The 20,489-nt window shown below is 57.6% G+C and carries 19 protein-coding genes; 5 read left to right on the top strand and 14 right to left on the bottom strand.

Going from position 1 to position 20,489, the window contains the following annotated elements:
• Nucleotides 1–104 precede the first annotated feature (104 nt).
• From kdsA to VRY85_RS08055, 6 genes are all read right to left on the bottom strand, one after another.
• A complete protein-coding gene (gene kdsA, locus VRY85_RS08080) occupies nucleotides 105–962 on the bottom strand; it encodes a 3-deoxy-8-phosphooctulonate synthase (RefSeq protein ID WP_414598071.1) in 858 nt (285 codons plus the stop codon).
• A 10-nt stretch (nucleotides 963–972) separates the two neighbouring features.
• Nucleotides 973–2,625, bottom strand: coding sequence for a CTP synthase (locus VRY85_RS08075; RefSeq protein WP_414598070.1), 1,653 nt, complete (start codon nucleotides 2,623–2,625; stop codon nucleotides 973–975).
• 68 nt (nucleotides 2,626–2,693) lie between these two features.
• Nucleotides 2,694–4,499: an aminopeptidase P family protein gene (locus VRY85_RS08070; RefSeq protein WP_414598069.1), complete on the bottom strand. Its 1,806-nt coding sequence runs from the start codon at nucleotides 4,497–4,499 to the stop codon at nucleotides 2,694–2,696.
• 3 nt (nucleotides 4,500–4,502) lie between these two features.
• The gene (locus VRY85_RS08065; RefSeq protein WP_414598068.1) at nucleotides 4,503–5,159 is read right to left on the bottom strand and encodes a CoA transferase subunit B; all 657 of its coding nucleotides are present in this window, start codon (nucleotides 5,157–5,159) and stop codon (nucleotides 4,503–4,505) included.
• Nucleotides 5,160–5,170: 11 nt separating this feature from the next.
• Nucleotides 5,171–5,869: a CoA transferase subunit A gene (locus VRY85_RS08060; RefSeq protein ID WP_414598067.1), complete on the bottom strand. Its 699-nt coding sequence runs from the start codon at nucleotides 5,867–5,869 to the stop codon at nucleotides 5,171–5,173.
• Nucleotides 5,870–5,914: 45 nt separating this feature from the next.
• Nucleotides 5,915–6,373, bottom strand: a complete 459-nt coding sequence (locus VRY85_RS08055) for an acyl-CoA thioesterase (protein WP_414598066.1) — start codon at nucleotides 6,371–6,373, stop codon at nucleotides 5,915–5,917.
• A gap of 180 nt (nucleotides 6,374–6,553) precedes the next feature.
• Between VRY85_RS08055 and VRY85_RS08050 the strand changes: the two genes are divergently transcribed.
• Nucleotides 6,554–8,200 carry an electron transfer flavoprotein-ubiquinone oxidoreductase gene (locus tag VRY85_RS08050; RefSeq protein ID WP_414598065.1) on the top strand — a complete coding sequence of 549 codons (1,647 nt, stop codon included), beginning with the start codon at nucleotides 6,554–6,556 and terminating at the stop codon, nucleotides 8,198–8,200.
• Nucleotides 8,201–8,316: 116 nt separating this feature from the next.
• Here the strand turns inward: VRY85_RS08050 and VRY85_RS08045 are convergent, their stop codons facing one another.
• Genes VRY85_RS08045 through VRY85_RS08035 form a run of 3 tightly spaced genes read right to left on the bottom strand, consistent with a single transcriptional unit; the run spans nucleotide 8,317 to nucleotide 10,924 of the window.
• Nucleotides 8,317–9,204, bottom strand: coding sequence for a DMT family transporter (locus VRY85_RS08045; RefSeq protein WP_414598064.1), 888 nt, complete (start codon nucleotides 9,202–9,204; stop codon nucleotides 8,317–8,319).
• Complete coding sequence (locus VRY85_RS08040) at nucleotides 9,201–10,523, bottom strand: MFS transporter (protein ID WP_414598063.1); 1,323 nt, start codon at nucleotides 10,521–10,523, stop codon at nucleotides 9,201–9,203. Before VRY85_RS08040 ends, VRY85_RS08045 begins: the two co-directional genes overlap by 4 nt.
• The gene (locus VRY85_RS08035) at nucleotides 10,520–10,924 is read right to left on the bottom strand and encodes a heme-binding protein (RefSeq protein WP_414598062.1); all 405 of its coding nucleotides are present in this window, start codon (nucleotides 10,922–10,924) and stop codon (nucleotides 10,520–10,522) included. The genes VRY85_RS08040 and VRY85_RS08035 overlap by 4 nt, the downstream gene beginning before the upstream one ends.
• A gap of 151 nt (nucleotides 10,925–11,075) precedes the next feature.
• Here VRY85_RS08035 and VRY85_RS08030 point away from each other — a divergent pair, with 151 nt between their 5' ends.
• Nucleotides 11,076–11,756, top strand: a complete 681-nt coding sequence (locus tag VRY85_RS08030) for a C40 family peptidase (RefSeq protein WP_414598061.1) — start codon at nucleotides 11,076–11,078, stop codon at nucleotides 11,754–11,756.
• A 35-nt stretch (nucleotides 11,757–11,791) separates the two neighbouring features.
• On the opposite strand, the gene VRY85_RS08025 is transcribed toward VRY85_RS08030, so the two are convergent.
• The 4 genes from VRY85_RS08025 to VRY85_RS08010 form a co-directional block, all read right to left on the bottom strand.
• Complete coding sequence (locus tag VRY85_RS08025; protein WP_414598060.1) at nucleotides 11,792–12,166, bottom strand: DUF2325 domain-containing protein; 375 nt, start codon at nucleotides 12,164–12,166, stop codon at nucleotides 11,792–11,794.
• A 184-nt stretch (nucleotides 12,167–12,350) separates the two neighbouring features.
• Nucleotides 12,351–13,307, bottom strand: coding sequence for a CysB family HTH-type transcriptional regulator (locus VRY85_RS08020; RefSeq protein WP_414598059.1), 957 nt, complete (start codon nucleotides 13,305–13,307; stop codon nucleotides 12,351–12,353).
• A 165-nt stretch (nucleotides 13,308–13,472) separates the two neighbouring features.
• Nucleotides 13,473–14,984 carry a CoA-acylating methylmalonate-semialdehyde dehydrogenase gene (locus VRY85_RS08015; RefSeq protein WP_414598058.1) on the bottom strand — a complete coding sequence of 504 codons (1,512 nt, stop codon included), beginning with the start codon at nucleotides 14,982–14,984 and terminating at the stop codon, nucleotides 13,473–13,475.
• A 41-nt stretch (nucleotides 14,985–15,025) separates the two neighbouring features.
• The gene (locus tag VRY85_RS08010) at nucleotides 15,026–16,234 is read right to left on the bottom strand and encodes an ABC transporter substrate-binding protein (RefSeq protein ID WP_414598057.1); all 1,209 of its coding nucleotides are present in this window, start codon (nucleotides 16,232–16,234) and stop codon (nucleotides 15,026–15,028) included.
• Nucleotides 16,235–16,344: 110 nt separating this feature from the next.
• On the opposite strand from VRY85_RS08010, the gene VRY85_RS08005 reads away from it, so the two are divergent.
• Nucleotides 16,345–17,265 (top strand): LysR family transcriptional regulator, encoded by a 921-nt coding sequence (locus tag VRY85_RS08005; RefSeq protein ID WP_414598088.1) that lies wholly within the window; start codon nucleotides 16,345–16,347, stop codon nucleotides 17,263–17,265.
• 4 nt (nucleotides 17,266–17,269) lie between these two features.
• Here the strand turns inward: VRY85_RS08005 and lptF are convergent, their stop codons facing one another.
• The gene (gene lptF, locus VRY85_RS08000; protein ID WP_414598056.1) at nucleotides 17,270–18,391 is read right to left on the bottom strand and encodes an LPS export ABC transporter permease LptF; all 1,122 of its coding nucleotides are present in this window, start codon (nucleotides 18,389–18,391) and stop codon (nucleotides 17,270–17,272) included.
• Nucleotides 18,392–18,484: 93 nt separating this feature from the next.
• On the opposite strand from lptF, the gene VRY85_RS07995 reads away from it, so the two are divergent.
• Both VRY85_RS07995 and VRY85_RS07990 read left to right on the top strand, forming a co-directional pair.
• Nucleotides 18,485–19,978: a leucyl aminopeptidase gene (locus tag VRY85_RS07995; RefSeq protein WP_414598055.1), complete on the top strand. Its 1,494-nt coding sequence runs from the start codon at nucleotides 18,485–18,487 to the stop codon at nucleotides 19,976–19,978.
• On the top strand, nucleotides 19,978–20,412 hold the full coding sequence (locus VRY85_RS07990) for a DNA polymerase III subunit chi (RefSeq protein ID WP_414598054.1): 435 nt from the start codon (nucleotides 19,978–19,980) through the stop codon (nucleotides 20,410–20,412). Before VRY85_RS07995 ends, VRY85_RS07990 begins: the two co-directional genes overlap by 1 nt.
• The last annotated feature ends 77 nt before the right edge of the window (nucleotides 20,413–20,489 follow it).

Genomic DNA, 20,489 nt, shown 5'->3' with positions numbered 1-20,489 from the left:
CAAACATTTTACCGCAAAAACGGGCTCGCTAAGGAGCCCGTAGGAGCCCCGGCATCATCAACCGGAGCTTTCCCGCCACAAACGTGGCAAGAATAAGAGTGAACTCAGCCTTGCAGTTCTGTCGCCAGCACACCGCCCGCCTTCACAACACGATCAATGGCCTGCAAAGATTCGAGCAGGCCGCGCATCTGCGCCAGCGGTACAGCGTTAGGGCCATCAGACAAGGCTTGATCCGGGTTGGGGTGGGTTTCCATGAACAAGCCGGCAACCCCCACCGCCACAGCAGCTCGCGCCAGCACGGGCACGAATTCGCGTTGCCCCCCCGACGAAGTCCCCTGCCCGCCAGGCAACTGAACGGAATGCGTGGCATCGAAAACCACCGGGCACTGGGTTTCACGCATGATGGCCAGAGAGCGCATGTCAGACACCAGGTTGTTGTAGCCGAACGAAGCGCCGCGCTCACACACCATGATGTTATTGCCATCGCCCCCTGCGTCCAGCGCTGCTTGCCGGGCCTTAGCCACCACCTGCGCCATATCGTGAGGCGCCAAAAACTGCCCTTTCTTGATATTGACAGGTTTCAGCGTGGCCGCACACGCATGGATGAAATCCGTTTGCCTGCAAAGGAAAGCGGGCGTTTGCAGAACATCGACCACAGCCGCCACATCGGCAACCTGTTCGGTGGTATGCACGTCGGTCAGCACCGGCACGCCCAACTCAGCCCGTACATCCGCCAGAATCTGCAGCCCTTCATCCTGCCCCGGGCCGCGATACGACTTCCCCGAACTGCGGTTGGCCTTGTCGAAGGAACTCTTGTAGATGAAATGGATGCCGAGTTCGGCAGTCAATTCCTTCAGCGCGCCGGCGGTATCGAAAGCCATTTGCCGTGATTCGATCACGCAAGGCCCGGCAATCAGAAAGAACGGATGCTCCAGCCCAACTTCTACGCCACAGAGTTTCATCTTTTATTCCTTACTCAGCCTTACGCTGCTTTTGGTGTTCCAGGGCGGCCTTGATATAGCTGATGAACAGAGGATGGCCATCGCGCGGCGTTGACGTGAATTCCGGGTGGAACTGCACGCCCATAAACCAGGGGTGCTCAGGCAGCTCCATGATTTCCGGCAAGTCTTCCGTCGGTGTGCGTGCGCTGATCACCATGCCCGCTTCTTCAAGCCGGGTTACGTACACATTGTTGACTTCGTAACGGTGGCGATGGCGCTCGTTGACTTCTTCACCATAGATGTTTGCGGCCAGGGTGCCCGGCTGTACAGGGCAACGCTGAGCGCCCTTACGCATGGTGCCGCCCAACTCGGAGTTGTCGTCGCGTTTCTCGACCTTGCCTTCACGGTCTTGCCATTCGGAAATCAGTGCCACCACTGGGTGCGCAGCCGCAGGATCAAATTCCGTACTGTTAGCGCCCCCAAGGCCTGCAACATTACGCGCAAACTCGACGACAGCCAATTGCATGCCCAGGCAGATTCCCAGATAGGGCGTGCCGGTTTCACGCGCATAACGGATGGCGCGAATTTTCCCTTCCGTGCCGCGCTTGCCAAAGCCGCCAGGCACCAGAATGGCGTCCAGCCCTTCCAGGCAGGCCGTGCCTTCGGTTTCAATCAGCTCGGAGTCCAGATATTCGATTTCCACATGCGAACGCGTGTGAATGCCTGCATGGCTCAGCGCCTCGGAAAGCGACTTGTAGGATTCGGTGAGGTCGACGTATTTGCCAACCATGCCCACACGCACCTTGTGCTGGGGGTTGCGAATCGCGTCAATCAGGCGTTCCCACATGGTGAGATCGGCGGGAGGCGGCGCCAACGACAGCGCATCGCAAATAATGGAATCCAAGCCCTGTTCGTGCAACATGCCGGGAATCTCATAAATAGAGGTTTCCGCATCCCAGACCGAAATCACGGCGTCCAGGGGCACATTGGAGAACAAAGAAATTTTGGCGCGTTCATCGTCGGGAATGCGACGATCGGCGCGGCACAGCAAAGCATTGGGATAAATGCCGATTTCGCGCAGTTTTTGCACCGAATGCTGGGTGGGCTTGGTCTTGAGTTCGCCCGCGGAACCGATATACGGCACCAGTGTCAGGTGTACAAAAGCCGCGTTATTGCGCCCCAGGCGCAAGCTCATCTGGCGCACGGCTTCGAGGAAAGGCAGCGATTCAATATCGCCCACCGTGCCGCCGATTTCAACGATGGCGACATCGGCTGCGCCATCCCAGGCAGCCTTGGCACCGCGCACGATGAAATCCTGGATTTCATTGGTGATGTGCGGGATCACTTGCACAGTCTTGCCGAGATAATCACCGCGGCGCTCTTTGCGCAACACGGACTCGTAAATCTGGCCGGTGGTGAAGTTGTTGACCTTGCGCATGCGAGCGGAGATAAAGCGCTCGTAGTGGCCGAGGTCGAGGTCGGTCTCAGCACCGTCTTCCGTGACGAAAACTTCGCCATGCTGGAAGGGGCTCATGGTGCCGGGGTCGACGTTGATATAGGGATCAAGCTTGAGCATGGTAACGCGCAAGCCACGGGATTCAAGGATGGCCGCTAACGAAGCGGCAGCAATGCCTTTACCCAAGGAGGATACGACGCCTCCTGTGACGAATACGTACTTGGTCATTGTCGGTGGGTGCCCGGGGTGATCGGGCTGCAGCGGGAAATTGAGATTGTAGCCGATACCGGCCCGACTCACGAAACGATAATGGGCTGGGTGTGACGTTCAAGCCATGCTCGTGCCGCGCCCTGGACCAGAGGCGATAGCCGCTCGCGAACCTGCTTGTGATAACCATCCAACCAGGTGATATCTTCGTGCGAGAGCATAGCAACGTCTATACAACGTATATCTATTGGGCACAGAGTCAGTGTTTCGAAACACAGAAAATCGCCAAATTCCGTACTTTCGAATGCTGTGGCCAAAACCAGGTTTTCGATACGAATCCCCCAACGGCCCGGCCGGTACAGGCCCGGCTCATTCGAGGTAATCATGCCCTCCTGCATGAGTGCATGCGGGTTAGCCGTGTTGCGCCAGGAAATCGATTGGGGGCCTTCGTGCACATTCATGAAGTAACCCACCCCATGGCCGGTTCCGTGGCCGTAATCCGCTCCCAACTGCCAGATGGGCCCGCGTGCCAGGGCGTCTAGGGCATAAGCAGGCAAACCTGCGGGGAACACGGCTTGCGACAAGGCAATCATGCCTTTGAGCACCGCGGTGTAATCGCGTTTTTGTTCTGCAGTGACCTGCCCTACCGGCACGACTCGCGTGATATCGGTGGTGCCGCCCAGGTACTGGCCGCCGGAATCGATCAGCAGCAGCCCATCGCCTTCAATGACGGCATGCGCCGCTTCCGTGGCATGGTAATGCGGCATGGCGCCATTGGCCTGCCAAGCCGCAATGGTGCCAAAACTCGGCGAGACGAAACCGGGGCGCCTGGCCCGTGCGGCGGTCAATCGTTCGTCGATGGTGAGTTCGGTAATACGTTCCTTGCCCTGTGCGGCTTCAAACCAGGCGAAGAATTCGCACAAGGCAGCGCCGTCCTCTTCCATGGTGCGGCGCACATTAGCGATTTCCTCGGGGTTTTTGCGCGACTTCAATAAATGAGCCGGGTTAATGCTTTCCGCCTTGCCAACCTGCACTGCGGCATTCAGCAGGCCTACGGTGACTCGCGCCGGGTCGAAAAGCAAGGTTTCCCCGGCAGGCAGCGCGGCCAGCGCCGCCGTGATGTTTTCATACGGTTCGAGTGTGATGCCTTCGGCCAACAGCGTATCGCGCAGCCCCGCTTCGAGTTTGGTGGCGTCAACAAATAACCGGGCGGAATCCTGGCCGACTAAAGCATGAGCCAGAAACACCGGGTTGTAAGGAATATCGTTGCCCCGCAGGTTAAATAACCAGGCGAGGTCGTCGAGCGCTGAGATCAAATGCCATTGCGCGTGCTGGCGCTGCATGTCGGCGCGTAATGCCTGCAAGTTTTGCCGGCGGCTGCGACACGCCCACGGAGCCGTATGTTCAGTGACCTTTCCTGCGGGCGCCGGCGGGCGGCCCTCCCACACCATGCCGGGCAGGTCGGCCTCGATCACTAATCGCCGCTCTGCACCGGCACAGGCTTTCTGCCACTGTCGCCAAGCCTGCACCGAAAGCACTTGGCCATCGACCGCCACGGCAGCCCCTTTGGGCAAACGTTCTGCCACCCAATCGTAGGGGGCAGGGACATCGCCCTGCCCGGCCCTCATGAGGTCGATGCCCGTGTCGCGCAGCTCGACTTCTGCCTGTTCCCAATAGCGGCTGTCCGTCCAGAGAGCAGCGACATCGCCACACACCACCAGCGTGCCGGCGGAGCCGGTAAAGCCGGACAACCACTCGCGCGCTTGCCAGCGATCTGGAAGATACTCAGAAAGATGCGGGTCGGAAGTGGGCACCACACAAGCGCCCACTTTTTGCTCGCGCATAATTTGACGCAGGGCTTCCAACCGCTGGTTCACGCTCGGGAACATACTCATGGTTCAGGCAGCCACCGCAGAAACGTCTAACTTGGCGGCTGTCTTGGCTACCACCTCGTCGACGGTAACGCCATCGGCCAGTTCTACCAGCTTAAGGCCGTCGTCGGTAACATCCAGAACGCATAGGTCGGTAATGATGCGGTTTACCACCCCCACGCCAGTCAGCGGCAGTGTGCATTCGGGCAGGAGCTTAAGGTCTTCCGTGCCATCCTTCTTGCGTGCCACGTGCTCCATCAGCACCACGACACGGCCGACGCCCGCCACGAGGTCCATCGCGCCGCCCATGCCTTTAACCATTTTCCCGGGGATCATCCAGTTGGCCAGGTCGCCCTTCTCGGAGACCTGCATGGCGCCCAGGATTGCCAGGTTGATCTTGCCGCCACGAATCATGGCAAAAGAATCAGCTGACGAAAAAATAGACGAGCCAGGCAATGTGGTGACAGTCTGTTTACCCGCATTGATGAGGTCGGCATCGACTTCATCTTCTGTGGGGAACGGCCCGATGCCCAGCAAGCCGTTTTCAGACTGCAGCCAGACCTCCATCCCTTCCGGCACATAGTTCGCCACCAATGTAGGCATGCCAATGCCCAGATTCACATAGAAGCCGTCCTGCAGTTCACGAGCGGCGCGTGCGGCCATTTGATCGCGTGTCCAAGCCATGTTCAAGCTCCTTATACGTTACGGGTGGTGCGCTGTTCAATGCGCTTTTCGGGGTTGGCGTTCACTACGATGCGATGCACGTAGATGCCGGGCAAGTGGACGCTGTCGGGGTCAAAGCTGCCAGTCTCGACGACTTCTTCGACTTCAACAATGGTGATTTTTCCTGCCATGGCCACATTCGGGTTGAAGTTGCGCGCCGTGCGGCGGAACATCAAATTACCGGAGCGGTCGGCTTTCCAGGCTTTCACCAACGAAACGTCGGGCACCAGTGAGCGCTCCATGATATAGGCTTCACCGTCAAACTCGCGGGTTTCCTTGCCTTCGGCCACCAAAGTGCCTACCCCGGTTTTGGTGAAAAAAGCAGGAATGCCCGCACCGCCTGCGCGCAGCTTTTCAGCCAGCGTGCCTTGCGGCGTGAACTCCAGTTCGAGTTCACCAGCCAGATACTGGCGCTCAAACTCTTTGTTTTCACCCACATAAGACGCAATCATCTTGCTGACTTGGCGGGTTTCCAGCAGTTGGCCCAGACCAAAGCCGTCTACACCCGCATTATTGCTAATGCAGGTCAGGCCCTTGACCCCGGAATCTCTTAGCGCCGCTATGAGCGCTTCGGGGATGCCGCACAGGCCAAAGCCCCCTACAGCGATCGTCTGGCCATCGGCCACGACGCCTTTCAATGCTTCTTCGGCATTTGCATATACTTTGTCCATCACACCCTTCCTTGTGAAAAAAGAGAATCGAAATCGTGTTTTGAATCACGCTACAGGTATGGCAAAAACCTTTGCCATACCTTCGAGTTCTGCCTGAGACCACGGCGCCGGGCGCCCTGTCTCACGATCGAGTCCGACTACGACGGTCTGCCCGCGAGCGCAGAGACCTTCTTCGCCCTTGACGCTGATCTCGTCTTCAAACTCGACGCTGGAGCGCCCAACTTTTTTGAGCCGCTTTTCAACCACCACGATGGCAGGCCAATGAATGGGGCGCAGAAACGTACACGATACGTTTGCCACAACGATATCGCGGTTTGTGGCACGCCCGCCTATGCCACAAGCACGCGCGCAATGCACGCGCGTTTCTTCCATAAACCGGAAATACACCGTGTTATTCACGTGGTCGTGTGAATCGTGATCTCCCCACCGTACGGGTATTTCCAACCGAAAGCATTCGCCTGTACCGGCCTGCACTTGCTCATTAAGCCTGGATTGCAACTCCACTTTGTCCCTCCCTATTCATGGTCGTCAAAGTATACCGGTGAAGTTTCTTTTCGTGGCAGTGCAACAAAACTCTGCCAGCCTGCAATACAATGGACTTATCAATCAATTAGAGAGTGTTCCGGAATTTCGGCTTGAAGTCCCGCAGCCGGAACTGTTCACGACAAGGAGATACTCGGAACCATGGCTGAACGCGAATCAATGGAATATGACGTAGTGGTAGTTGGCGGCGGCCCCGGCGGGCTGTCGGCTGCCATTCGTCTGAAGCAACTTGCTGCCGAGCAAGATCACGACATCAGTGTCTGTGTGCTGGAAAAAGGCTCAGAAATCGGTGCTCACACGCTGTCGGGCGCCGTCATTGACCCACAAGCGCTCAGCGAACTCATTCCCGACTGGAAGGAAAAAGGTGCGCCGCTGGAAACCGCCGTCACCGAAGACAAATTCCTCTTCCTTTCCGAGAAAGGGGCCCGCGCTACGCCAAACTGGTTGCTGCCAGAGTGTTTCCACAACAAAGGCAACTACATTGTGCGCTTGGGCTATGTCACACGCTGGCTGGGCGAACAGGCCGAGGCCCTCGGCGTAGATATCTTCCCGGGCTTTGCCGCTGGCGAAATTCTGTACGACGAAAACGGCGCGGTTAAAGGCGTGGCCACTGGCGACATGGGCGTAGGCCGCGATGGCCAGCCCACCGACGCCTACCAGCCGGGCATGGAGTTGCACGCACGCTACACCATTTTTGCCGAAGGTTCACGCGGCCAGTTGGGCCGCCAACTGATCGAGCGCTACAAGCTCGACGAAGGGCGCGACCCGCAAAGCTACGGCATCGGCATCAAGGAAATGTGGGAAGTCGACCCCGCACAGTCCAAGCCGGGCTTGGTGGTGCACACCGCCGGCTGGCCGCTCGACTCCGATACTTACGGCGGCTCCTTCCTCTACCACATGGACAACAACATCGTGGTGGTGGGCCTCGTCGTCGGCCTGGATTACGCCAACCCCTGGCTGTCGCCTTTCGAAGAATTTCAGCGCTATAAAACCCACCCGGCTATCCGCCCGACATTTGAAGGCGGCAAGCGCATCGCCTATGGCGCCCGTTCGCTGACTGCAGGCGGCCTGCTGTCGATCCCGAAGCTCTGCTTCCCCGGCGGCGTTCTGGTGGGTTGCGAGGCCGGCATGCTGAACGCTTCCCGCATTAAGGGCAGCCATGCTGCAATTAAAACCGGCTCACTGGCTGCTGAAGCCGCGTTTGAGGCCTTGAAGGCAGGGCGCAGTCACGATGAACTGGTGGCCTACCCCCATGCATTTGAAGCGTCTTGGCTGCATGCCGAACTGAACAAAGCGCGTAACTTCAAGCAGTGGTTCAAGAAGGGCCGCACCGTTGCCACCATCATGACGGGTATCGAGCAATGGCTGCTGAAAGGCAAAATGCCCTGGACCATCCACCGCACCAAGCCTGATCACGCCTGCTTGCAACCGGCTTCCGAGTGCGAGCGAATCGAGTACCCCAAGCCGGATGGCAAGCTAACGTTTGACCGCCTCAGCTCCGTCTTTATCTCGAACACCAACCACGAGGAAGAGCAGCCGGTTCACCTGACCTTGAAAGACCCTTCCGTTCCCGTGGAAGTCAATCTGGCGAAGTACGGCGGCCCAGAAGCACGTTACTGCCCCGCAGGCGTCTACGAGTTCATCAAGGACGACGACGGCAACGACAAATTGCAGATCAACGCGCAGAACTGTGTGCACTGCAAGACCTGTGACATCAAGGACCCCACCCAGAACATCGTGTGGGTAGCGCCGCAAGGTGGCGAAGGGCCTGTCTATAACGGGATGTAGTCTTCTTCGTGCTGCGCAATTCAGCCCGTACGCATTAGGTGCGGGTGTAGCAAAAAGGGCCGGTGTTTATCACTGGCCCTTTTTTTTGGCTGCTTAAACTTAATGTTTTACAGGCCTTAATGTTTTACAGACCGCAAGGCCGCCAGGTTCACCACCACCAGGCCGCTGATAATGGCGGCGACACCAACCAGCGTGGCGGCATCAGGCTGTTCGTCCAGCAACAGCCAGGCCAGAATCACCGCCAGCACCGGCACGCCCAGACTGGACATCCCCACCACGGCGACGCTGACACGCCGCACCACTGAAAGCCACAGCCACCAGCCCAAAGCCGACGCCAGCACCGCCATATATGCCATGCCCATGATGGATTCCACCGACCACACGGTGGGACGTTGCGGCACAAATAGCAGCAATGGCAGGCAGAACAGCGAGCCCAACAGCATTTGCCAAGTAATGAAATTCAGCATAGCGGGAGGCCGCTCCTGGAAAAGCTTTTTACTGGCAACCACCCCGCCGCCCCAACACAGCCCTGCCGCGAGGCCGGGAATCAGTGCCAGTACATTACCCATGCCCTTCCAAGGAGCAATCACCAGCACCAAACCCACCGCCGCCAATATGAATGAAGCCAGATGCAGCCTAGATAACCGTTCACCCAGCACCGGCCACGCAATGGCTGCCGCCCAGAATGGCATGGTGTAAGCCAGCAGAACGACCTGCCCAGCGCCGCCCATGGTAAGCGCCAATTGCCCTAAACATTGAAACAACGTGGTTTGCAGCAGCGCCACCAGCAGCGACGGGCCAAGGGGCGGTACCTCGAAACGCTGCCCCACCGACAATTGCAATACGAGCAACACACAAAATGCGACCAGACTACGCCAGAACACCAGATTGAATGGCCCGATCCAGTCCATCATGTACTTCATAACAACCCAGCTGAAGCCCCAGACGACGACGGCAAAGGCCATGAGAACCAAGGCGGCGGGATCGCTACGATGCGTATTCAAGTGGGTGCTCCTATTGCTACCTGACGCGCCCGCATGCCGCGAGCGAAATCAACACGTGTCAAAACCATTAAACCCAGCACAAAAAAGCTGCCCGTCAGCAGCAGTGCCAGACGGTGATTACCGCCGCTTACCCATGTGATCACACCGTAGAACAACGGCCCAACGACGGCGGCCAACTGGATGGCGAATGTCCAAAGAGAAAAGAATTCAGCCAGACGACGTGGGGGAGCAAGCGCCCCCACCATGGCTCGCCCGGCGCTTTGGCTGGTGCCCATGCATAAGCCCGCCAGCGTGGCCGCCAGCCAGAATACCCAAGCCTCCACGGCGACGTAAGCAACCAGCACCATGAGTATCCAACCCACCAATGTAATGGCCAGCGCCGGTTTATGGCCGATACGATCTTGAAAATGCCCGAAGGAAAACGCCCCGACCGCCGCTGCAATATTCACCGTAAACACCAGCATCATGGTTTGCGCCATGGTGAAACCCATGGCTTCTGACGCATAGACCGCTGCCAAGGTCACCACGACGGCAATTCCCGCTTGATAAAACGCCCCGCAAATTAGCAAGCGGCGAAAATCGGGGAAATGCGCTTGCGTATCGCGCCAGGCATTGGCTAGGCGCCGCAACAGCCCTTCCTGAGCACGCTGGCTGGCTTCGGAGCGTTCGCGCAAAAACAGAAATGCGGGCAGCGCCGCAACAGCAAATATCAACGCCGTGAGCAGCATGACCCACGGCACATAGCTTTCGGCCGGCAAACCTTCTGCTTCCGCGCGCCCGGCAATGACTAACGAAAGCCCAAGCGCCAGCATGCCGCCGAAGTAGCCCAAGCTCCAACCCCAGCCGGATACACGACCGAGCGCTTCGGGCCGGGCAATTTCGGGCAGAAAAGCAGCGATGAGGGATTCGCCCACGCAGTAGCAGTAATTGGAAATAGCTAGGGCAAGCAGGCCGATGGCGATGTCATTGGGGCCGACCACCGCCAGCATGGCGGTGCCCGCAACGCAGCCTGTTGTGCTCATAAAAAGAAAACGGCGCCGGCGCGCATGAGCGTCGGCTCGTGCGCCCAGCGTCGGCATGGTCAGCATGACGAGCAGATAAGAAAACGACAGCGCGCTGGTAAAGGCTAATGTGCCCCAGTCGCGCCCCGCTGCTACAACGCCCACGAAATAGGCGCTGAACACCGTGGTGAGAACCACGGTGGTGTAACCGGAATTGGCGAAGTCGTACATCGCCCAGGCCCAGAGCTCGCGCTTCCCAACCCCTGGGTTCAGCGCATCGCCGAGTCGTGGCGCGACCTGCGGCCTTGGTGCATTCATGCGTTCAATGCAGCAATTCCCGCACGCGCAATCTGCGCATCTTCATCGGACTTCACGCCCGAAACCCCCACTGCCCCCACCACATGACCGTCGTGAACAATGGGTACACCGCCTTCGAGCATGCCTTCCAGAGGTACCGACAAGAACGCGTAACGACCTTGATTAATGGTGTCTTCAAAACCCTTGGATTCGCGGCGCCCCAAAGCGGCTGCGTGGGCCTTGGCCGGAGCGATGTGCGAGGAAAGAGGCGCGGCGCCGTCCAGACGCACCAACCCCAGCAAATGGCCACCGTCATCGGCAACGGCAATGGTCACCGCCCATTTATTTTGTTCTGCATGGCGGCGTGCGGCATCAAGTATGGTCTGGACATCGTCCACAGAAAGTACAGGCTTGGTATTCATTATATTTTCCTGAAAAGACGGGATCTCGTTTTCCCCTAGCAGACTTTACGCCAGATATGGCGCTGGGGTAAACTCGCTGAAGATTTTCCAACAGATTCTGCCCGTAACGGGCTTACCCACGACCCGTTACGGGCTTTTTCTTTGGTATCCAATGTCCGCTCAACCGCCACATCACCGGAAAGCCAGCCTTCCATCCGCCTCATTCAAACCTTTTCGCCTCCTAGCTGCCACTGCATGTCTGGTGCTAGCGGGTTGTGCCACACAAGGCGTTTCACAGCAGGCGCTTAATGAATACGAAGGCGAAGGCTCATTTTTAGTTGGCAAACGCAGCGTTCGCAGCCAGTATCTGGCAAGTGTAAGCGCCGACCCTCTTGGCGCTTATCTCCGCGCCGACGAACAAGACACCCAAGAGCGCAACCTGGCTTCCACAGCGCTTAACTACCTGGGCATTAATTACCGCTTTGGCGGTAACTCACCTGCTCAGGGCTTCGACTGTAGCGGTCTGGTGCGCTATGCGGCGGAAAAATCACTGGGTCTCAAACTGCCTCGCCGGTCTTCCGAAATGGCTCGGCTAGGCGAATCCATTAAACGCAACGAACTTGAAAGTGGTGACTTGGTGTTCTTCAACACCCGGGGCCAGCGCTTTTCTCATGTAGGTATTTATGTGGGTGATGGCAAGTTCGTGCATGCCCCCAGTACCGGCAGCAAAGTGCGCGTCGAAGACATGAATGTCGGGTATTGGCAGAAGCGTTACAACGGTGCACGCCGGCTGCCGGCTGAAACCGGCAACGTTGCAAACAGCACCGCCATCAGGAAGCTCGCCTCCAAGTAAGGCAGGCGAACCTGCCTACCCTCTTCCCAAAAAACTCAAGCGGCTCGCTTACAGCGCTGGCTGTTAGGGCCGTTGGCCTGCGCACGCGCACGTGGGCACGCCACTTCGCAATAGCCGCATTGCTCTAAAGCCTGCTTCATGCTGCACACCGACCTGCGACAGATCAGCACGCGTACGCCGGCGCGTTGGGCCGCGCTGCGAAAGGTCTTCATCACATTGTGGCCTAGAAAATCTGTAAGCAAGATAAGCAGCTCGGTGCCCGACGGTAATTGCAGGCTTTTCTTCTTCTGATGAGCAGGATCACGGCCACTGATATGCTGCATGATGGCGATGTTGTGGCCTTTGAGTACGTCCGGAATATTCCCCAGACGATCGGCACCTACGACAACTGCACTGACAAGTTGGGACATGAGAGCTCCTGTCATTAATTAATAACCGAATCTAAATGATAATAATTCGCGTTTAGATTGTCAATGACAGAAAGTGCTCAAATGCTTCCGGGCGTATATGTGAGCATCTTAGAGTTGAATTCTCCCGACCTGTCGCGGCAGGAAGCCCAGACCCGCGGTGCCTCTACTGCACTTTAGAGCAGGGTTACTCCGCTTCAGCAGCCGAGCTGCCCTCCACCGCTTCCATTACGATGTCGCGTGTCAGGCTAGGTGCCAGCATCTCGATCAGCACATAGACATAATCGCGCAGGAACACGCCTGATTTCACCGCAACACGTGCCGTATGGGTGCCAAAGAGGTGCCCTGCGGGCAAACCAATCAGGCCTTTGTCGCGTCGGGGGTCAAAGGCGATCCCTGCAATAATGCCAATGCCCAGGCCGACATCCACATAGGTTTTGATGACATCCGCGTCAATGGCTTCCAGCACGATGTCCGGTTGTATTCCCTGCCCCGCAAACACAGCATCGATGGAGGCCCGGCCGGAAAACGCACGGTCGTAGGTCACGATGGGGTATTCCGCCACCTGTTCAAGAGAAATCGCTCGGGCGGCGCTTGACCGGAGCTCCGCCAAGGGATGATCAGGCCGGATCACAATGGTGTGCTCCCATTCGTAAACCGGCAAGGTCGCTAAACCCGGCGTACGCGCGAGCGTTTCCGTCGCAATAGCGACGTCGGCTTGTTCGTGCAGCACCATACGCGCCAGCGTGGTGGGGTCACCTTCAGCCAGTTGCAAGCGCACTTTCGGAAAACGCTTACGGAAGGCGGGAATAACCCGGGGTAAAAGGTAACGCGCCTGTGTGTGAGTACAGCCAATAATGAGGCTGCCTTCATCTTCGCGGGCAAAATCGTCGCTCACTCGCTTGAGGTTATCGACTTCGCGCATAATGCGTTCGATGACTTGCGCCACCGCTTGGCCGGGCTTGGTCAGCCCTTTAATGCGCTTGCCATGCCGCTCAAAAATCTTGACGCCCAGTTCATCCTCAAACTCTATGATGGCTTTGGATACACCCGGTTGCGACGTGTGGAGACTGCGCGCAGCTTCCGTCAGATTGAAGTTGCGGCGGATGGTTTCGCGCACAAAGCGAAATTGCTGAAGATTCATAAGACCCCGATATGCGTCAGAAGAAACGCTGAACGGGCGGCATGTCTGACAGACGCGCAGCACATTCAGCGTTTCCATCCTTGAAGCGCCCGCCATGCGGCGGGCCTTCTACGGGGTAATTATATGTAATATAGCCAGCAGTTATTATTTCTATTAGAAATAAGCTTACTTCATTGTGATTGTTGTGTTTACCCCTTGGGCATGCGCAGACCAGCGTGCTGTGACTGTTTTGGTTTGTGTCCAGAACTGCACAGCCTGCTTGCCATTGGGGCCAAGGTCGCCCAGTTTGGAACCACGGGAGCCCGTGAAGCTGAACCATGCCACCGGCACCGGAATCGGAATGTTCACGCCGATCTGGCCAACGTCGATGCGGTTCTGGAAATAACGCGCGTTGCCGCCATCCTGGGTGAAAATCGCCACACCATTGCCGTTCGGGTTGGCGTTGATGAGTTCAATCGCGTCATCCAGAGTATCGGCGGTGACAATGCACAGCACAGGACCGAAGATTTCTTCTTGGTAAATCGCCATCTCGGCTTGTACACCGGTGAAAATCGTTGGGCCCACAAAGTTGCCCGACTCATAACCCGGTACTTGTATGCCACGGCCGTCCAGCACCAGTTCGGCGCCCTCGTCCACCCCTTTCTGAATCAGCCCTTCTACCCGTTTGCGAGCGCCGGGTGACACCAGTGGGCCAAGATCTGCTTCGCGATCGGTGCCCACATTGACCTTGAGTTTTTTCGAGCGCTCTACGAAGTCCGGAATCCATTCGCGGCTTTCGCCCACGAACACCGCGACCGATGTCGCCATGCAACGTTGGCCTGCGGCACCGAATGCCGCCCCCACCAGCTGGTTGAGGGCGACTTCGCGGTCCGCATCCGGAAGAATCACACAATGGTTTTTGGCACCCATCATGGCCTGGCAGCGCTTGCCATGCTCGGACGAGCGACGGTAGATTTCCGTACCCACGTGGGTAGAGCCAATGAAGGAAACGGCCTTGATATCCGGGTGCTCGCACAGCCCGTTGGCAATATCGGGCCCGCCGTGCACCACATTCAGCACGCCAGGCGGCAGGCCGGCTTCGAGTGCAAGCTGAGCCAACATCAATGACGAGGTGGGGTCTTGTTCCGAAGGCTTGAGCACAAAGGTGTTGCCAGTGGAGACCGCAATCGGGAACATGAAGGAAGGCAGCATGACCGGGAAATTGAACGCGGTAATACCTGCGCAGACACCCAGCGGCTGAATCAGGGTATAGACATCAATGCCCGAAGCGGCGTTTTCCGCGTATTCGCCCAGTTGCAGGCTGGCGATGGAACATGCATGCTCAATGACTTCCAAGCCGCGCCCCACTTCACCTTCAGCGTCGGGCAGGGTCTTGCCGTGCTCGCGGGTAATGGCTTGCGCCAGCGCCTCGGTGTTGTCGCGTACCAGCTTTTGCAGGTTCAACATAATGCGCATGCGAGCGCCCTGGCTGGTATTGCGCCAGCTCTGGTAAGCCTCCTTGGCGTTACTGATGGCAAGTTCCAATTCCTCACGAGTGCAGAACGGCACCTGAGCGACGACTTCCTGCGTGGCGGGGTTGATGACATCGCGCCACTCGGTCGTCTTCGACTGAATCAGCTTCCCGCCAATCAAAAGCGGGATGCGAGGTACTTCATTCTGCTGCGGTACTGCATTCATTACGGTCTCCTTAAGTCATTCTTTGCGTCAAGCGTTTCTCATCAGCCTTTTTTTACTAATGGGCAAGTGGATTGCTCCAATGGAGCGAAGGCTTCGTCGGCAGGAATGGTGGCCACCAATTTGGCGAGATCCCATTCATGCTCGGATTCAGCAGGGGTTTTAACTTCGTACAAGTACATATCGTGGATCACACGGCCATCCGGACGGATAGATGCATTACGCATAACGTCATCCCGGATGGGGATCTCGCGCATTTTCTCAGCTACGACATCACCTTCAATGGATTGAGCGGCGGCCACCCCGCGCAGGTAGTGCAACACACTGGAATAAACGCCCGCATGCGTCATGGTGGGCTTCACCCCACGGAAAGCTTGGGAAAAGCGTTCCGACCATTGGCGTGTACCTTCGTCGTAATCCCAATAGAAGCCGTCGACATAGGTCAGGCCTTGCCCGTTCTCCAGCCCCAGGGCTTTAACGTCAGACAGGAAAATGAGAAGGGATGCCAGGCGCTGGCCACCGGCCACGATGCCGAACTCACGCGCCTGCTTGATGGCATTCACCACATCGGCGCCACTATTGGCCAGTGCGACCACCTGTGCCCCGGAACTTTGCGCTTGCAATAAGTAGGAGGCGAAATCAGGCACATTCAATGGATGAGGTACCGACCCCACCACGGTACCGCCCTGGGCCTTCACCATTTCAGAAGCCCCTTTCTCCAGCGAATGGCCGAAAGCATAATCGACGGTAATGAAAAACCACGATTTACCGCCTTTATCGATAGAAGCTTTCACCCCACCCACTGATTGGGAATACACGTCGAACATCCAGTGAAAACCGACGGGCGAGCACTTATCGTTGGTCAGCACATTCGTGGCTGGGCCGGAAAATAGTGCAACGCGGTTTTTCTCGCGGGCGATATCCTGCACAGCCAAAGCCACCGCCGAATTAGTCAGGTCAGTAATGGCTGTGACGCCGTCTCGGTCAAACCATTCCCTCGCCCTCGCAGCGCCCACATCCGCCTTATTCTGGTTATCGGCAGATACCAGAGAGATATCCATGCCCTTGCATTCGTTTGCCAAACAATCGTCGATGGCTAATTGCGCGGCGACCACCGAGCCCGGCCCGCCCATCGAGGCATACGTGCCAGACATGTCTGTAAGAACACCAATTTTGACAACAGGAGCAGCGTGAACAGTGGCGGCTGCCGCCAAACCGCAGGCTGCGGCGACTACAGTAGGTATGAGTCTCATGGGTTGTCTCCCGGTTCGGTTTTGGATTTATTATGCTGCCCTTTGAGTGTAGTTGTGTAAAAAACTTATTTCCATACAATTACACGCACATTCAATGTTCATTTACGCACATCATGGACTGGGACGGCATACGTTATTTTCTCGAGGTGGCCCGCACGCAACGTGTCAGCGGTGCAGCTAAACGCCTGGGAGTGCAGCACACCACCGTCGCGCGGCGCATTCATTTGCTGGAACAGTCGCTGAATACCGTTCTTTTCAATAAATCCAAGGCGTCCGGCTACACCCTGACAGAAGACGGCCAGCGCTTCTTCCCTCACGCTGAACGCATAGAAAGCGCCCTCGTGACGGCCCAGGAGTTGGTTTCAGGCCAGGCTGCGGCACTTACCGGACATTTAAGGGTGGGCGCCACCGAAGGGTTCGGCAGCTATGTGCTGGCGCCGCTGATGGTGGACTTTGAGCGCCGATTCCCCGACATCACCCTGGACATCATTCCGGTGCCGCGCTTTATCAGCTTGTCCAAGCGCGAAGCCGACATCGCCATCTCTCTGGAACAGCCGCAGCGTGGCCCCTATCTCTGTACGCTGCTGGGCGAATACAAGCTGTTGCTGTATGGCACGCCGGATTACTTGCAGCGTCACCCGCCAATCAGGCAACGCGAAGACCTGCAGCAGCACCGCTTTATTGGCTATGTAGAAGAGTTAGTGTTCAGCGACCACTTGCGCTATCTGGAAGACCTGATACCTGCGCCCAAGGTCGGCTTGCGCAGCACTAGTGTGATCGCGCAGTATCATGCCGCCCTCCAAGGAAACGCCCTGGCGGTTTTACCTTGCTTCATGGCAGGGCAAGACAACCGCCTGACACCGGTCTTGCCAAATGAAATACAGGTCACCCGAAAATTCTGGATGTACTGCCACGAAGACCTGCGGCAATCTCGCCGCGTCATGGCGCTGTGGGATTTCATCAAGCATGCTGCAGAACTCAACCGACCCTTGTTGGCAGGGTCGAGCGACCACCTGGCCTACCCGCCCTGACGGTTTATTTGGTGCGCGACTGCATGCGCTTGCGGCGGGGCGCTCTCACTCGCAGCTTGCTCCACATCATGTAGGCCATCAAGCCGGTAAACAATGCATGCACTAACCAAACACCAATGGAAAAGTCCAGCTTGCCGCTACTTATCCACCCGCGCGAAAGATTGATGAGGTTCATATAGAGTAAGCCCACCAAGCCGGCGATAAGGACGTCTCCGGAGCGCCCCAGGCGTGGATTCACCGCCCCCAGCGGTATGGCCAGCAAAGCCAGGTTCAAGGCAGCCAATGGCAGAGCCAGCCGCCACATGATCTGCGACCGGGCGTTATCGGTGTCATCAGAAAAAAGTGTCATGGTAGGGCGTGCCTTGATGCCCTGCTCTGCCCTGGCCCGCACGGCTTCAGGTGAGCTTGCTTCGGCATCACTTTCCAGGCGCACACCATAACGCTCGAATTCCACCAGCCTGAATATCGGCTTGCCGGGCTGCATGTCATAACGATGGCCTTGGCTTAGCACCAGAAAACGGTCGCCATTGGGCTCTTCCTGAATAATGGCGCTTTCCGCGGTAATCAGGCTGACCCATTCTTTATCGATCACCCGGGCAATAATATTGCCCAGCTCCTGATCCGGCTGCGTCGGTTCTTCAGTGAAAAACACCCGAGCACCGCGTTCCGTCTCGATAAATTGCCCGGCAGAGACTTTGGAAAGATCAGATCGCTGCTCATAACGCTGCCGATACTCACTGATTTGCCGGTAGGCCCAGGGCGAGGCCATCAGAGTCAGCACGGAAATAATCAGGGCAAAAGGCACGGCCACACGCAGCACCGGCTTGATCCAGTCGCGCAGCGACAGACCGCTGGCAAACCACACCACCATTTCAGATTCACGAAAATTCCGGGTAATGGTGGTGAGAACGGCAATAAACAGCGATACGGAAAGAATGACCGGCAAAGCGGTAATGCTGGAAAAAGTCGCCAAGCCCACCACGACATCCGCACCAATGGCACCCGCTGCGGCCTCCCCCAGCAAGCGCACCAGCAAAACACTGAGCCAAACCACCAGCAAAGTGGACACCACCACCCCTGCATGACTCAGGATTTCGGAGACGACGGAACGCTTGAATAGTGACATATCTGAATTTGCGAGATAATCGTCGGTATCCGACGGAAGTGCTGGGCCTTCAAGCATTCAGCACTTCCCTTGATTTTCATTGGGGAAATTTGAATGGAATTTAGCACACAGACTACCACTGGCCTCCAGCAAGTTCGTACGGCCGCCCTGGGCGTTGGCGTATTCACCGACGGCATCCTCACACCACCGGCCGAAATCCTGGACCGCGCCAGCGAAGGCGCCATCAGCGCCGTGCTGAAGTCGGAATTCAAGGGTAAGGCCAACACCCACCTTGTGCTGCGCAATCTGCCTGGAGTCAAAGCGGAACGCATCATTGTAATCGGACTGGGAAAACAAGAAGCCTATAAAGCCGCCACCCACGCAGCCGCCGAACAAACGTTCGCCGGTCTCTGCGCTTCGCTGAATGTGACCGAAGGCGTTTCCACCCTGGCCGGCGTCGAATGCGAGAACACCAGCCTGCGTTCGCGTGCCAGCGCCATGGCCACCGCCGCGTTGCGCAGCCAGTATCGCTATGAAGCCACACGCACCAAAGACATAGAACCCGCGCCGCGCCTTAAGAAACTGGCTGTGTGGGTCAGCCGCTCCAAAGCTGACGAAGTCAAAGAGGGGCTGAAAGAAGGCACCGCCATCGGCAACGGCGTCAACCTGGCCCGCGAACTTGGCGACCTGCCCCCCAATATCTGCACCCCCACCTATTTGGGCGACACGGCCAAGAAACTTGGTAAGGAATTCAAGTCTCTGAAGGTAGAAGTCCTGGATCGCAAAAAGATCGAAGCTGAAAAAATGGGCGCGTTTCTGTCAGTGGCCAATGGCTCTGATGAACCCCCTGTCTTCATTGTGATGCGCCACACCCCGAAAGGCGGTAAATCAAAGGATAAAGCCCCTCTGGTTCTAGTGGGCAAGGGCCTGACTTTCGACTCTGGCGGCATTTCCATCAAACCTGCCGCTAGCATGGACGAAATGAAATACGACATGTGCGGCGCCGCCAGCGTGCTGGGCACCATGCGGGCCGTCGCAGAACTCGAACTCGACCGCGAAGTGATCGGCTTGGTGGCCTCGTGCGAAAACATGCCAAGCGGCCGTGCCAACAAGCCGGGCGACGTCGTAACCAGCATGTCGGGCCAGACCATTGAAATTCTCAACACCGACGCTGAAGGCCGCCTGGTGCTGTGCGACGCCCTAACTTATGCGGAGCGCTTCAAGCCCGAAGCCGTTATCGACATCGCCACCCTTACCGGCGCTTGCGTCGTAGCATTGGGTCATGTCAATAGCGGCCTGTTCAGTAAGGACGACAAACTGGCCGAAGACCTGCTCGAAGCGGGCCGTAATGCCGGCGACACAGCATGGCGCATGCCTCTGGAAGACGCCTATCAGGAGCAACTGCGTTCCAACTTTGCCGACATGGCCAATATCGGCGGGATGCCGGCCGGTTCTGTTACCGCCGCCTGCTTCCTAGCGCGTTACACCTCGGCCTACTCCTGGGCACACCTGGATATCGCCGGTACGGCATGGAAGAGTGGCAAGGAAAAAGGCGCAACGGGTCGCCCTGTTCCCCTGCTGACCCACTTCCTGCTGTCGCGCTCATAATGGCGACAAGGGTCGATTTCGCCTTCGGCGCCGCCGACCGTCTGCTCAAGGCTTGCGAAGTGACACGCAAGCAGGTGGCGGCGGGGCGGCGCCTGCTGGTGTATACCCAAAACAAAGCGCGCCTGGCCAAGTTCGACCGCCTGCTCTGGCAGTTTGAAGCCACCGCCTTCGTGCCGCATGTCATGTCGGGCGACCCTCTCGCCGCACGCACCCCGGTACTACTTGAAGACCGGGAGCCCGATTCCGGCCTTGCCGGCCAAGGCTTCTGGTTATTGAATCTCGACACCGAGTGCCCGCCGGGCGGCGAGCACTATGAGCGCATTCTGGAAATCGTCTCCGGACACCCGGATGACAAAGCCGCCGCGCGGCAACGCTGGCGCGCCTACCAGGAAACCGGTTTCGAGTTGCGCGCCTTCGATATCTCTGGCTCATAAGTGCAAACCCCATCGTTTTTTCCTGAAGCGCGCTTGATATTTCAGCTTCCTGTAAGTTAAGCTCGTATCTATCTATA

This window comes from Achromobacter sp. F4_2707 (assembly GCF_047501535.1).
Lineage (GTDB): Bacteria > Pseudomonadota > Gammaproteobacteria > Burkholderiales > Burkholderiaceae_B > Yanghanlia.
The sequence above is the reverse complement of the archived record's forward strand: the minus strand, read 5'-3'. Positions and strand labels throughout refer to the sequence as shown.